The sequence below is a fragment of the Microbacterium sp. NPDC057658 genome (assembly GCF_042799975.1).
Taxonomy (GTDB): Bacteria; Actinomycetota; Actinomycetes; order Actinomycetales; family Microbacteriaceae; genus Microbacterium.
Genome location: NZ_JBHVHT010000001.1, coordinates 1,394,186 through 1,407,039, shown reverse-complemented (window position 1 = coordinate 1,407,039; position 12,854 = coordinate 1,394,186). Strand labels below are relative to the sequence as shown.

Here is a 12,854-nt window from a genome sequence, read left to right as displayed (position 1 = left end):
ATCGCACGAACGCCGCAGAGATCACTCGGATCCCTGCGGCGTTCGCGTGAATCTGCGACGCGGCGCGGAGGTCAGACCGTCCGCTCGGCCGCCTCGACGACGTTGGTCATGAGCAGGGCGACGGTCATCGGCCCCACCCCTCCCGGATTCGGCGACAGGTACCCGGCGACCTCGGCGACCTCGGGAGCGACGTCGCCGAAGACGAGGTTCTTCCCGGTCTCCGGGTCGGTCTCGCGGGTCACGCCGACATCCAGCACCGCGGCTCCGGGCTTGACGTCCTCGGCGCGGATGAGGTGCTTCACGCCGGCCGCCGCCACGATCACGTCGGCCTCGCGGAGGTAACGCGGCATGTCGACCGTGCCGGTGTGCGTCAGCGTGACCGTGGCGTTGAGGTCGCGACGCGTCAGCAGCAGCCCGATCGAACGCCCGATCGTGACACCCCGACCGACGACCACGACGTGCTTGCCTTTGAGGTCGTAGTCGTTGCGCAGCAGCAGCTCGATGACCCCGCGCGGGGTGCACGGCAGCGGCGTGTGGATCGGCGCGTTGACGTTGAGGACGAGGCGCCCGAGGTTGGTCGGGTGCAGCCCGTCCGCGTCCTTCGCCGGATCGATCCGCTCCAGGATCGCGTCGGTGTCGAGGTGCTTCGGCAGCGGCAGCTGCACGATGTACCCGTGGCAGGCGGGATCGGCGTTGAGCTCGTCGATCAGCGCCTCGACGTCGGCCTGGGTGGCGTCAGCCGGCAGCTCGCGCTGGATCGAGTTCATCCCGATCGCCTCGGACTGCCGGTGCTTCATGCCCACGTAGAGCTGCGAGGCGGGGTCGGCTCCCACCAGCACCGTGGCGATGCCGGGGGTGACGCCCTTCTCCTTCAGCGCGGCGACCCGCTCCGTCAGCTCGGCGCGGATCTCGGCCGCCGCCGCCTTGCCGTCGAGGACGACCGCGGTCACTGCTGCAGGTCCGGGTAGAGCGGGAAGGCCGCGGCGAGCGCGTCCACGCGGGCGCGGAGCGCCTCGATGTCGGCACCGGGGAGCAGCGCGAGGGCGATGATGTCGGCCACCTCGGTGAACTCGGCGTCGCCGAAGCCGCGGGTCGCGAGCGCGGGCGTGCCGATCCGCAGGCCCGAGGTCACCATCGGCGGACGCGGGTCGTTCGGCACGGCGTTGCGGTTCACGGTGATGTGGATGTCGTGCAGGAGGTCCTCCGCCTGCTTGCCGTCGATCTCGGCGTCGCGGAGGTCGACGAGCACGAGGTGCACGTCCGTGCCGCCCGAGCGCACGGCGATGCCGGCGTCCTTCACGTCCTGCTGCGACAGGCGCTCGGCGATGAGCTTCGCCCCGCGCAGCACACGCTCCTGGCGCTCCTTGAACTCCGGCGTGCCGGCGAGCTTGAAGGCGGTCGCCTTCGCCGCGATCACGTGCATCAGCGGACCACCCTGCTGGCCGGGGAAGACCGCGGTGTTGATCTTCTTGGCGAGGTCGGCGTCGTTGGTGAGGATGAAGCCCGAGCGGGGGCCGCCGATGGTCTTGTGCACGGTGGAGGACACGACGTGCGCGTGCGGCACCGGGTTGGGGTGCAGGCCGGCGGCGACGAGGCCGGCGAAGTGCGCCATGTCGACCCAGAGGATCGCGCCCACCTCGTCGGCGATGGCACGGAACGCGGCGAAGTCCATCGTCCGCGGGTAGGCGGACCACCCGGCGATGATGACCTTGGGCTTGTGCTCGATGGCGAGGCGGCGGACCTCGTCCATGTCGATCGTCGAGGTCTCGGCGTCGACCCCGTAGGCCACGATGTCGTACAGGCGGCCGGAGAAGTTGATCTTCATGCCGTGCGTGAGGTGGCCGCCCTGGTCGAGCGAGAGGCCGAGCAGGGTGTCGCCGGGGCGGGCGATCGCGTGCAGGACCGCGGCGTTCGCGGACGCACCGGAGTGCGGCTGGACGTTCGCGAACTCGGCGCCGAACAGGCTCTTGGCGCGGGAGATGGCGAGCTCCTCCGCGACGTCGACCTCCTCGCAGCCGCCGTAGTAGCGGCGGCCGGGGTAGCCCTCGGCGTACTTGTTGGTGAGCACCGAGCCCTGCGACTGCAGGACCGAGACGGGGACGAAGTTCTCCGAGGCGATCATCTCGAGGAAGGTCTGCTGACGCTTCAGCTCGCGATCGAGGACCTCGGCGATCTCCGGGTCGACCTCGGACAGCGGGGCGTTGAAGTAACGGTCGGTCATGACGTGCTCCTTTTGACGACGGATTCGAAAAGGGTGTTCCTATCGGCCCAGGCGCGCGGTCGAATTCCGTGGTCAGTCGCTCCCCGGTGGTTGTCCACCCAGACGCCAGTCGCGACGGTTACGAGCATAGCCGATGCGCGACGCCGCGCACGCGGTCGTTTCGGGCATCGTGCTCACCGTCTGCAGAATCGTTTCGATCCCCCTGTTCCCTTGCGGCGTTTCGTTGGCTAGGTTTTGTTCATGGTCCTACCTCTTGATCTGCCCCTCGTCCCCGCTCCGGTGTCCGCGAAGGCCAGGGAGGGACGTCTGCCGCTCGCCGCGACGACGCGCGTGCTCGGCTCCTCCCCCGCCGCCGGACAGCTGATCGACGCCGTCGAACGCCGCACCGGCCTCCGCCTCACCGCGGTGGACTCCGGCCCCGCCGAGATCGAGCTGTTCGTCGACGCGGCCTCGTCCGCACCGGAGGGCTACACGCTCGAGGTCGGCGACCGCGCCATCCTCATCGGCGCCGATGAGGCGGGGCTCTTCTACGGGGTCCAGACGCTGCTGCAGCTGCTCCGGGAGGACGACGCCGGCTGGGCGCTGCTCCGCGCCGACATCGCCGACGCCCCGCGCTTCGCCCGCCGCGGCGTGATGCTCGACGTGGCGCGGCACTTCTTCGGCGTCGACGACGTGAAGCGGTTCATCGACAGCACCAGCGCGCTGAAGTTCAACCACCTGCACCTGCACCTCACCGACGACCAGGGCTGGCGCGTGCACATCGATTCCTGGCCGCTGCTCACCGAGCGCGCCGCCGCCACCGCGGCCGACGGCGCCCCCGGCGGCTTCTACACCAAGGACGACTACCGCGAGATCGTGGCGTACGCGGCGGCGCGCCACATGATCGTGATCCCCGAGGTCGACCTCCCCGGCCACACCCACGCGATCGGCGTGGCCTATCCGGAGCTGGTCGAGGCCCCGGTGCTGAACGACGCGCTGGTCGCCCAGTCCGAGCAGCTCGGCCAGCCGCTCCCCGTGGCCGGAGAGCCCTACCTGGGCTGGGGCGTCGGGCACTCCAGCGTGCGCATCCACGAGGAGGAGACGTACCGGTTCGTCCGCGACGTCGTCCGCGAGCTCGCCGAGATGACCCCGGGGCCCTACATCCACATCGGCGGCGACGAGTCCCTCGGCACGCCCCAGGCCGACTTCGACCTCTTCGCGGAGCGCGCGACGGCGATCGTCGTCGAGGAGGGCAAGACCCCGGTCGCGTGGCACGAGATGGGGTCGGCGGCCGGCATCGCCCGCGGCACGATCGGGCAGTACTGGGGCATGACGACGCCGACGGGCACGCATGCCGAGGAGGCCGCGCACTTCGTCGAGCGCGGCGGAGCCCTCATCATGTCGGCGGCGGATGCGACCTATCTCGACATGAAGTACACGGCCGAGTTCCCGCTCGGACTCACCTGGGCCGCCATCATCGACGTCCGCCGCGCGTACGAGTGGGAGCCGACCGCCGTCCTCGACGTGCCGGACGAGGCGATCCTGGGGATCGAGGCGCCGCTGTGGTCCGAGACCACCCGCACGCTCGATGAGGTGGAGCAGCTCGTGTTCCCCCGTGCCGCCGCGCAGGCCGAGATCGCCTGGTCGCCGCGCGAGGGCGTGGGCCGCACGTGGGAGTCCTTCCGCGCCCGGGTCGGCGCCCTCGCGCCGCTGTGGAAGGCTGAGGGGGTCGATTTCCACCCCGCCCCCGAGATCCCCTGGAGCGCCCGTTGAAGACCCTCTCCTCCGCGACCGGTTCCCTCGTCATCCACTCCGCCCGCCTCGTCGATCGCGGGGAGATCGTCGAGGACGGCTGGGTGCGCATCGAGGACGGCGTCGTGGCGTCCCGCGGCACCGGAACGGACTGGGAGCCCGCGACGGAGGTCGTGGACGCGACCGCCGTGGCGGGCGCGGGCGCGCTGCTCACGCCGGGCTTCGTCGACATCCACGGTCACGGCGGGGCGGGTGCGGCGTACGACGACGGGGTGGACGCCATCCGGACCGGGCGGGATCTGCACCGCGAGCACGGCACCACCAGGGCCGTCATCTCGCTCGTCACGGGCACGATCGACGACCTCGCCCGCAGCGTCGCCCTGATCGCCACCCTGACCAGGACCGACCCGGACGTCCTCGGCTCGCACCTGGAGGGCCCGTTCCTCGACCCCGGGCACCACGGCGCCCATGAGCCCTCGCTGCTGCGGCACCCCGTCCCGGCCGACGTGGCCCGTCTGCTGGATGCCGGAGAAGGCACCGTCCGTCAGGTCACCATCGCGCCGGAGCTCCCCGGAGGGATCGACGCGGTCCGTCAGATCGTCGCGGCGGGTGCCGCGGCCGCGGTGGGGCACACCGACGCCGACGCCGCGATGGCCGTCGCCGCCTTCGAGGCCGGTGCCTCGCTGCTGACCCACGCGTTCAACGCGATGCCCGGCATCCACCACCGCGCGCCCGGACCGGTGCTGGCTGCGGCCGCCGACCACCGGGTGATCCTGGAGGCCATCGCCGACGACGTGCACCTCGACCCGCACGTCGTCAAGCTCGTGTTCGACGCGGCGCCGCAGCGCGTGGCGCTCATCACCGACGCCATGGCCGCGGCCGGGAGCGCCGACGGCAAGTACGACCTCGGTGCGGTCAAGGTCACCGTCGAGAACGGCGTGGCCCGCGCCGACGACACCGGCTCGATCGCCGGCTCCACCCTGACCCAGGACATCGCGCTGCAGCGGGCGGTGGCGGCGGACGTGCCGCTGCCGGAGGTCGTGCGGGCGCTCACGGAGACCCCGGCCCGCGCGATCGGACGTGACGCCCACCTCGGCGCGCTGCGCCCCGGCCTGCTCGGCGATGCGGTGCTCCTGGACGCGGAGCTGCGCGTCGCGCGGGTCTGGACGGGACCGGCGCTGCCCGCCTAGGACGACAGCGCTCCGCGCGACGCGCAGCACTGCGGTCTCCGGTCGATCGGACGAGACGGTGTCACCGGACTCCCCAGATCGGTGACGTGCGTCTCGCAGGTGTGGGAGTGGTGGGCCGCCGTTCTCCCCAGATCGGCGGCCCATTCCCTCCCGCTCGAGCGGGCGGGGCCGGGAGCTCCTCCCCCGAGGATCCCGACCCGCCCACTGGTGCAGTACCCCCCGCACCAGCGCCGGAACTCCGCCCCCCGGTGGAGTCCATTTCGGCTGTCTCTACCGGAAGAGACGAGGGTGCCCCCGGTTCATTACGCGGTTCTCCGAAAAAGTTTGAGAGTTCTTCGCCGCTCCCTTCCGCGGGCGTCGTCACCGCGCTCGAGGAGCCGATCCCGAGCATCGGCTCCGAGTCCGTCCTGGGGCTGGCCAGCATGCCGATTTCGCGAGACAATGGAGGGACCGCGTAATGAAAGACGCCTTCTCGCGTCTCTCCTCCTGGGGACGGTTGTGTGCCCCGGGACCAGATGGATGACCGTGCACCGAGAGAACACCACACCAGACGACACCATCGGCGATGCCGACCTGATCCTCCGCGTCCGCTCCGGCGACAAGGGGGCGTTCGGGGAACTCTGGAGGCGGCACTACCCGTCCGGAATGGCGGTCGCACGCTCGGTGACCTCCTCGATCGATCCGGACGACCTGGTGCAGGAGTCCTACACCCGCATCTACCAGGCGATCCTCAAGGGCGGCGGCCCCAACGGCTCGTTCCGCGCCTACCTCTTCACGAGCATCCGCAACACGGCGGCCGCCTGGGGACGAGCACGCCGCGAGACCGCGATCGACGAACTCGACACGGTCGCCGACCCGGACAGCACCGAGCACGCCACGAACGAGGCGCTCGACCGCAGCCTCACGGCCCAGGCGTTCCGCAGCCTTCCCTCCCGGTGGCAGGAAGTGCTCTGGTACACCGAGATCGAGCAGATGAAGCCCCAGGAGGTGGCTCCGCTCCTCGGCATGAAGGCCGGCGCGGTGTCGCAGCTCGCCTTCCGGGCCCGCGAAGGGCTCCGCGAGGCGTGGATCCAGGCGCACCTGCGCAGCGCGAGCCCCGGCTCCGAGTGCCAGTGGACGATCGAGCATCTCGGCGCCTATTCGCGCGGCAACCTCGCCACCCGCGACCACCGTCGCCTGGAGTTGCACCTCGACGAGTGCGCGCGCTGCATGATCGTCGCCGCCGAGGCCAAGGACGTCTCCAAGCGCCTCGCCCTCGTGCTGCTCCCGCTCGTCCTCGGCGCCACCGGCGCTTCCGGGTACCTCGCCGCCCTCCAGGGCGGTGCACCGGTCCTGGCGGTGGCGGGCGCGGCGTCCACCATCCCCGGTGCGGTGTTCGTCGGCGACGGCGGCATCGGACAGGCCGCGGCGGCCACCTCCGGGGTCGGCGCCGCGGGTTCGGGAGCCGGCTCCGCCGGCGGTGCGGGCACGGGCGCGAGCACGGGCGGCGTCTTCACGGGCATGGGCGCCGTCGTCGGCGCCGGGTCGGCGGCCCTCGTGGTGGCCGGAGTCGTCGCCGCGGCGGCCATCGTCCCCGGGCTCGCGGGCGCGAACCCCGCGACCTCCCTGCCCAGCGCCTCGGACACCGACCCGTCGTCGATCACGACCGACATCGCTCCCGACTCCTCCCTCGACCTCGACGAGCCCGTGGTGATCGAGACGCCGGATGCCACGCAGCCGCCGTCTCCCCCCGCGGAGGAGGAGACGGCCCCGCCGGTGTCCTCGGAGGCCGGACCCGATGCGGCTCCCGCCGCCCCCGTGGTCGTCCCCGCGCTCCCCGAGGCCACGGTGCCGCCCGTCGCTCCGGTGGACCCCGTCGATCCCGTGGACCCGGTGGACCCGGTGGACCCCGTCGATCCCGTGGACCCGGTCGATCCCGTAGACCCGGTGGATCCCGTAGACCCTGTCGATCCCGTGGACCCGGTCGACCCAGTGGACCCCGTCGATCCGGTGGACCCCGCGATCCCGACGGATCCGCCCACGTGGAGCACCGCCGACTTCTGGCTCGGCGAGGATCTGCATTGGTACTACGTCGTGCCGGTCTCCGGTGCGCCGGGCACCGTCGTGCAGGCGCTGCTCGGCGGCCAGGAGGGCGACAGCGTCGTCCTCGGCGAGGACGGCACCGGGATCGTCCAGCTGCGGGCTTCCCTCGACCAGTTCCTGTTCGCCAGCCTCGTGCCGGTGACCTTCCGCTACGTGCTGCCGTCCGGCGAGGCCGGCCCGTCGGCGACCACCTCGCTGTACGCGCTCGAGCCCCAGGGCGCCGGCGCCGACGAGCGCGCAGCGGCGACGGCGGCCGAGGAGCAGCCGGCGGTCGTCATCGAGGAGGCCGAGCAGGCGCCGGCGCCCGAAGCGCCCGTCGCCGAGACCGTGGCCCCCGTCGCCGAGGTCGCGGCCCCGACCGACGCCGCCTCCGCCGAACCGGCACCCGCGGAATCCGCACCGACGGACGCCGCCCCCGCCGAGGTCGTGGCCACCGATGCCCCGACCGCAGACGCCGCCGCGACGGAAGCCCCGGCCGAGGACGCCCCGCCCGCGGAATAGACTGGTCGTATGACCCCGGATTCCGCCCCTGTCGCCGGCGTCGACCGTCCGGCCCTCACGGCCCTCGACATCGTGCGCGTCGTCGTCCTCATCGCGGCGATCGCCTCGCTCGCCCTGTGGGGGTTCGCGAGCTGGGACCTGCCGTGGAACGTCTTGATCGGCGTCGGCGCCCCCGTCGTCGCCCTCCTGCTGTGGGCGCTGTTCCTCTCCCCGCGCCCGGTGCTCCGCGTGCACCCCTTCCTCCGCGCGGTCGTCGAGCTCTTCATCTACGTCGGCGTGACCATCGCGTGGTGGTCCATGGGCCAGGCCCTCATCGGCACGGCCTTCGCGCTGGTGGCCGTCGTCGCCGGGGTCCTCAGCGGACGCCGCGCGCTGGCATGAGCGCACGGTCGTGAGCGTCGTCTCGCTGCTCCGCGACGCCCTCGGGGCGCGCGTGGACGTCAGCGAGCAGGCGCGGCGCGAGGCCAGAGCCGACCGCTCCGGTCATGCCGCGGTGGGCCTCCCCCTGGCCGTCGTCCATGCCGAGAGCGTGGACGACGTGCAGCAGACCCTGCGCATCGCCACGGCCACGCGCACGCCCGTCGTCGTTCGCGGTGCCGGGACCGGGCTCGCCGGGGCCGCCAACGCCGGTGAGGGGGAGATCGTCCTCTCCCTCCGCCGGATGGACGCCGTCCTCGAGGTGCGGCCGGACGACCTCCTCGCCGTGGTCGAGCCCGGCATCCTCAATGCCGACCTCAACGCGCACCTGGCGGCCCAGGGACTGTGGTGGCCGCCCGACCCCGCCAGTCGTGATATCTCCACCGTCGGCGGCAACATCGCGACCGGAGCCGGCGGACTGCTCTGCGCGAAGTACGGCGTCGTCCGCGATGCGGTCCTCGGCGTCGATCTCGTCCTCGCCGACGGACGCCTGCTCCACCTCGGGCACCGCAGCGTGAAGGGCGTGACCGGGCTCGACCTCACCGCCCTCGTCGTGGGGTCGGAGGGAACGCTCGGCGTCGTCGTCGGAGCCACGCTCAAGCTGCGCCGCCTGGTGCCGGGCGAGACCTGCACCGTGACGGCGACCTTCCCCGGCGTCCGGGCGGCGGCCGCAGGCTCCGCGGCCGTGACCGCCGCGGGGATCCAGCCCGCGATCATGGAGCTCATGGATGCCGCGAGCCTCGCCGCCGTCCACGCCCTGCTCGCCCTCCCCGCGCCGACCCCGGGCGCCGCACAGCTGACGATCCAGACCGACGGTCCGGCCGCGCGTGCGGAGGCGGACGCCATCGCCGCGATCCTGAGCGCCCACGAGGGCGTCCCCGTGGTCTCGCACGACCCCGTCGAGGGCGATCGCCTGCTGGCGATCCGGCGGTCGATGCACGCCGCGATGGCGTCGCTGGGGACCACCCTCATCGAGGACGTCTCGGTGCCGCGGAGCGCCATGCCCGCGATGTTCGACGAGATCGCCCGGATCGAGCGCCAGTTCGACATGGTGATCCCGACCGTGGCCCACGCCGGCGACGGCAACCTGCACCCGAACTTCATCTTCGAGGGTCCGGAGACCCCGCCGCAGGTGTGGGCGGCGGCCGACGAGCTCTTCCGCGCCGCGATCCGGCTCGGCGGCACCCTCACCGGCGAGCACGGCATCGGCGTCCTCAAGCGGCGCTGGCTGGCCGACGAGCTCGGCGACGACCAATGGCGCCTCCAGCGCGACATCGCCGCGGTGTTCGACCCCCTCGGCATCCTCAACCCCGGAAAGGTCTTCTCTCCCGATGCCTGACATCCACGTGAGCGCGGCCGTGATCGTCGATGCGGAGGGGCGGGTCCTCGTCGTCCGCAAGCACGGCACCACCCGCTTCATGCAGCCCGGCGGCAAGCCGGAGCCGGGCGAATCCCCCGTCGAGACCCTCATCCGCGAGCTGCACGAAGAGCTCGGGCTCGAGCTCACGGACGCCGACCTCCGGCCCCTGGGGCGCTTCGTGTCGGCGGCCGCCAACGAGCCGGGGCACCGCGTGGTGGCCGACGCGTTCTCGGCCTCAATCGATGCCGACGGGGTCCGCGTGCAGGCCGAGCTCGCCGAGCTGCGCTGGATCACCCCGGAGGACGCCGCGGCGCTCCCGCTGGCCCCGCTGAGCGTCGAGCATCTGCTGCCGCTCGCGTGGCCGGCCGGAGCGCGCTAGCGCCTCGGATCAGATGCCCTGCCAGGCCGGCTTGTTCGCGAACGTGTAGCGGTAGTAGTCGGCGAGCTGCAGCTTCGACGCGGCGGCCTCGTCGACGACGATGGTCGCGTGCGGGTGCAGCTGGATGGCCGAACCAGGCAGCAGGGCCGTGAGCGGCCCCTCGACCGCACCGGCCACGGCCTCGGCCTTGCCCGCGCCGAACGCCAGCAGCACGAGGTGACGCGCTTCCAGGATGGTCCCCAGCCCCTGCGTGATGCAGTGCATCGGGACGTCGTCGATCGAGTCGAAGAACCGGGCGTTGTCCTCCCGGGTCTGCTCCGTCAGGGTCTTCACCCGGGTGCGGGAGGCGAAGGAGGACCCGGGCTCGTTGAAGCCGATGTGCCCGTCGGTGCCGATGCCGAGGATCTGCAGGTCGACCCCGCCGGCCGCGGCGATGGCCGCGTCGTAGTCCTCACCCGCGTGCTGGATGGTCGCCTCCGCGCCGTTCGGCACGTGGATGCGCTCCGGGTCGAGGCCCAGCGGCTCCACCACCTCGCGGGTGATCACCGAGCGGTAGCTCTCCGGGTGGGAGGGGTCGATCCCGACGTACTCGTCGAGTGCGAAGCCCCGCACCTGCGAGACGTCCCGGCCCGCGAGGCGGCTGCGGAGAGCCTGGTACACCGGCAGCGGCGTGGAGCCGGTCGCGAGTCCGAGCACCGCGTCGGGGCGGCGGTCGATGAGCTCGACGATCTCGGTGGCGACCAGGGCCCCGGCGGCCTCGGCATTCTCGACGATGACGACCTCAGCCATGCGGAACGATCTCCTTCTCAGAAATGGATGCGCCCACCAGAGCGGCGCCGAAAGCGGCGGCGGGGGAACCCGCGGGGAGCAGTTCGATTCTCTCATCCAGCCGCAGGGACTTCAGGAACGGTGACGCCTGGGCACCCGCATGCAGGGCCGCGCGGATGCCGTCCGCGAGACGACCGCCGAGCGCGGTGAGACCGCCGCCGATGACCACCGTCTCGACGTCGGCCGAGAGCACGAGCACGCGCACGGCCGCCGCGGCCCCGAAGAAGAGGTCCGCCTGCAGGGCGAGGGCGTGCGGATCGCCGGCGTCGGCCGCCTCCACGATGTCTTTGACCGGGAGCGCGCCGGGGCGTCCCCAGGCCTTGGCCAGCGCCCCGCCGCCGCAGAACGTCTCCACGCAGCCGCGCTGTCCGCAGCCGCACAGACGCCCGCGGGGGTCAACGGAGAGGTGCCCGACCTCGCCCGCGGTCCCCCGCGCCCCGCGCCAGATGCGGCCGTCGATGACGATGCCGGCCGCGACGCCGGTGCCGAGGTTCAGGTAGGCCATCGATCCGGCGACGTCGCTCAGGACGGCGGCGCCGAGCGCGGCCGCCTTCACGTCGTTCTCGACCCGGAAGGGGACGCCCAGCGCCTGCTCGGCGCGCGCCGCGAGGTCGAGGGATTCCACGCCGAGGTTCACGGCGTGCAGCACACGTCCGGTCTCCGCGTCCACGAGGCCGGGGATGCCGATGCCGGCGGATCCGACGGCGGACAGCGGCAGCCCGCTCTCCTCGGCGAGCGCGGCGACGGTCGAGACGATGCTGTCGACGACGACGTCCTCTCCCCACCCGGTCGGGCGGCGGAGGCGGGCGAGGATCGTCCCCGCCGGGTCGACGGCGACGGCGTCGATCTTCGTGCCGCCGACGTCGAGGCCCACGCGAAGGGGCCGACCGGCGCGGTCGGCGGAGGCGGGGACGATCATCGGATGCCGTTCCCGGTCATGGTCGCGAAGATCACGACACCCCCAGCTGCCCGGAGAGCACCATCACCGCGGCGCCCCGGAGCACGATGTCGTCCTGGCGGGTGAGCCGCACCATGACGTCCTCGAAGACGCCCTCGAGCGTGCGGGCGTGGAGCGTCTCGACGGCCGCGTCGATGAGCGTGCCGTCCAGCAGCTCGGCGGGTCCGGAGAGCACGACCTCGGACAGGTCGAGGGCGGCGACGATCGGGGCGATCGCGATCGCCATGCGGGTCCCGGAGTCGCGGAGGATCTCCTCGCGCGCGGCCGGGTCGGCGTCGATCGCCTCCTGCATGCGGCTCACGCTCAGCCACGCCTCCAGGCAGCCGATCTTGCCGCACGCGCAGCGGGGGCCGCCGTCCGTGCCGACGACGACGTGACCGATCTCCCCCGCCGCGAAACGGCTGCCGAGGAGCGGCTGGCTGCCGGTGATGAGCCCGGCACCCACGCCGCGGCCGATCTTGATCAGCATGAAGTCGGCTTCCGCCTCGCCGAACGTGTACTCCGCGAGCACCGCGGCGTTGGCGTCGTTGCGCGCCAGCACGGGGAGGTCGAGCTCGGCGCTGAGCTTCGCCTCCAACGGGAAGTCGGTCCAGCCGAGGTTGGGCGAGCTGAGGACGAGGCCGTCCGGGCGCACGACACCCGGGGTGCCGATGCCGACGCCGAGCACCGGCTGCGTGGCGATCTCGACGAGGGTCTGCGCGAGGCCGCGGAGGGCGTCGTACGCGGCGTCGCCGTCGGGCGTGGCGGGACGCGGCACCTGACGCCGCTCCAGCACGTCGCCGTCGAGGCTGAGCACGGCCCCCTCGAAGGCGGTCGGACCGGACAGGTCGAGTCCGATGATCTGATGCCCCACGCGGTCGATGTCGATGAGGATCGGCGGCTTTCCGGGGCCCACCGCCTCGCGGACGCCGATCTCGACGACGATGCCGTCGGCGATGAACTCCGCGACGAGGTCGGAGATCGTGACGCGCGTGAGGCCGGTCTCGCGGGAGAGGTCGGCGCGGCTCATCGCCCCCGAGTGATAGAGCGTCTGCAGCACGAGGGCGCGGTTGTGACCGCGCGCGTGCTCGGGGAGCACCTTGGTGCGCGAACGGAGATGCCGCGCGGGGCCGAAGGCGTGCGCGTTCGCGGCGACGAAGTCTGTCGTCGCCGCGGGGCGCTGATCATCCGAAACGGACATGTTTGTT

11 protein-coding genes and 1 riboswitch are annotated in these 12,854 nt (G+C 72.5%); of the genes, 6 read left to right on the top strand and 5 right to left on the bottom strand.

Features of this window, described 5'->3' with window-relative positions; translation table 11 throughout:
* Window positions 1-71: 71 nt before the first annotated feature.
* Both ACFU8V_RS06685 and glyA read right to left on the bottom strand, forming a co-directional pair.
* The gene (locus tag ACFU8V_RS06685; protein WP_025103804.1) at window positions 72-950 is read right to left on the bottom strand and encodes a bifunctional methylenetetrahydrofolate dehydrogenase/methenyltetrahydrofolate cyclohydrolase; all 879 of its coding nucleotides are present in this window, start codon (window positions 948-950) and stop codon (window positions 72-74) included.
* The gene (gene glyA / locus ACFU8V_RS06680) at window positions 947-2,221 is read right to left on the bottom strand and encodes a serine hydroxymethyltransferase (protein WP_025103803.1); all 1,275 of its coding nucleotides are present in this window, start codon (window positions 2,219-2,221) and stop codon (window positions 947-949) included. Before glyA ends, ACFU8V_RS06685 begins: the two co-directional genes overlap by 4 nt.
* A gap of 38 nt (window positions 2,222-2,259) precedes the next feature.
* Window positions 2,260-2,344, bottom strand: a riboswitch (ZMP/ZTP riboswitch).
* Window positions 2,345-2,461: 117 nt separating this feature from the next.
* Here glyA and ACFU8V_RS06675 point away from each other — a divergent pair.
* The 6 genes from ACFU8V_RS06675 to ACFU8V_RS06650 all read left to right on the top strand — a co-directional run bounded on the left by ACFU8V_RS06675 (window position 2,462) and on the right by ACFU8V_RS06650 (window position 9,881).
* Window positions 2,462-3,973, top strand: a complete 1,512-nt coding sequence (locus tag ACFU8V_RS06675) for a family 20 glycosylhydrolase (protein ID WP_081811575.1) — start codon at window positions 2,462-2,464, stop codon at window positions 3,971-3,973.
* Window positions 3,970-5,142 carry an N-acetylglucosamine-6-phosphate deacetylase gene (locus tag ACFU8V_RS06670; RefSeq protein ID WP_025103801.1) on the top strand — a complete coding sequence of 391 codons (1,173 nt, stop codon included), beginning with the start codon at window positions 3,970-3,972 and terminating at the stop codon, window positions 5,140-5,142. The genes ACFU8V_RS06675 and ACFU8V_RS06670 overlap by 4 nt, the downstream gene beginning before the upstream one ends.
* Before the next feature lie 519 nt (window positions 5,143-5,661).
* The gene (locus ACFU8V_RS06665; RefSeq protein WP_378869921.1) at window positions 5,662-7,725 is read left to right on the top strand and encodes a sigma-70 family RNA polymerase sigma factor; all 2,064 of its coding nucleotides are present in this window, start codon (window positions 5,662-5,664) and stop codon (window positions 7,723-7,725) included.
* Between the two features lie 9 nt (window positions 7,726-7,734).
* On the top strand, window positions 7,735-8,106 hold the full coding sequence (locus ACFU8V_RS06660) for a YrdB family protein (protein ID WP_378869918.1): 372 nt from the start codon (window positions 7,735-7,737) through the stop codon (window positions 8,104-8,106).
* Window positions 8,107-8,116: 10 nt separating this feature from the next.
* A complete protein-coding gene (locus ACFU8V_RS06655; RefSeq protein WP_025103798.1) occupies window positions 8,117-9,481 on the top strand; it encodes an FAD-binding oxidoreductase in 1,365 nt (454 codons plus the stop codon).
* Entirely contained in the window at window positions 9,474-9,881 is a 408-nt protein-coding gene (locus tag ACFU8V_RS06650) for an NUDIX domain-containing protein (RefSeq protein ID WP_303709509.1), read from the top strand. Before ACFU8V_RS06655 ends, ACFU8V_RS06650 begins: the two co-directional genes overlap by 8 nt.
* A gap of 9 nt (window positions 9,882-9,890) precedes the next feature.
* Here ACFU8V_RS06650 and nagB read toward each other — a convergent pair whose 3' ends face one another.
* The 3 genes from nagB to ACFU8V_RS06635 are packed head-to-tail and all read right to left on the bottom strand — an operon-like array spanning window position 9,891 to window position 12,847.
* The gene (gene nagB / locus ACFU8V_RS06645; RefSeq protein WP_025103796.1) at window positions 9,891-10,670 is read right to left on the bottom strand and encodes a glucosamine-6-phosphate deaminase; all 780 of its coding nucleotides are present in this window, start codon (window positions 10,668-10,670) and stop codon (window positions 9,891-9,893) included.
* Window positions 10,663-11,628 carry an ROK family protein gene (locus tag ACFU8V_RS06640; protein ID WP_378869913.1) on the bottom strand — a complete coding sequence of 322 codons (966 nt, stop codon included), beginning with the start codon at window positions 11,626-11,628 and terminating at the stop codon, window positions 10,663-10,665. The genes nagB and ACFU8V_RS06640 overlap by 8 nt, the downstream gene beginning before the upstream one ends.
* 31 nt (window positions 11,629-11,659) lie before the next feature.
* Entirely contained in the window at window positions 11,660-12,847 is a 1,188-nt protein-coding gene (locus ACFU8V_RS06635; RefSeq protein WP_025103794.1) for an ROK family transcriptional regulator, read from the bottom strand.
* Window positions 12,848-12,854 lie beyond the last annotated feature (7 nt).

Coding starts and splice junctions, on each gene's coding strand:
- glyA (WP_025103803.1), bottom strand. CDS start 2,221: ATGACCGACCGTTACTTCAACGCCCCGCTGTCCGAGGTCGACCCGGAG.
- ACFU8V_RS06675 (WP_081811575.1), top strand. CDS start 2,462: ATGGTCCTACCTCTTGATCTGCCCCTCGTCCCCGCTCCGGTGTCCGCG.
- ACFU8V_RS06665 (WP_378869921.1), top strand. CDS start 5,662: ATGACCGTGCACCGAGAGAACACCACACCAGACGACACCATCGGCGAT.
- ACFU8V_RS06660 (WP_378869918.1), top strand. CDS start 7,735: ATGACCCCGGATTCCGCCCCTGTCGCCGGCGTCGACCGTCCGGCCCTC.
- ACFU8V_RS06650 (WP_303709509.1), top strand. CDS start 9,474: ATGCCTGACATCCACGTGAGCGCGGCCGTGATCGTCGATGCGGAGGGG.
- nagB (WP_025103796.1), bottom strand. CDS start 10,670: ATGGCTGAGGTCGTCATCGTCGAGAATGCCGAGGCCGCCGGGGCCCTG.
- ACFU8V_RS06640 (WP_378869913.1), bottom strand. CDS start 11,628: ATGATCGTCCCCGCCTCCGCCGACCGCGCCGGTCGGCCCCTTCGCGTG.
- ACFU8V_RS06635 (WP_025103794.1), bottom strand. CDS start 12,847: ATGTCCGTTTCGGATGATCAGCGCCCCGCGGCGACGACAGACTTCGTC.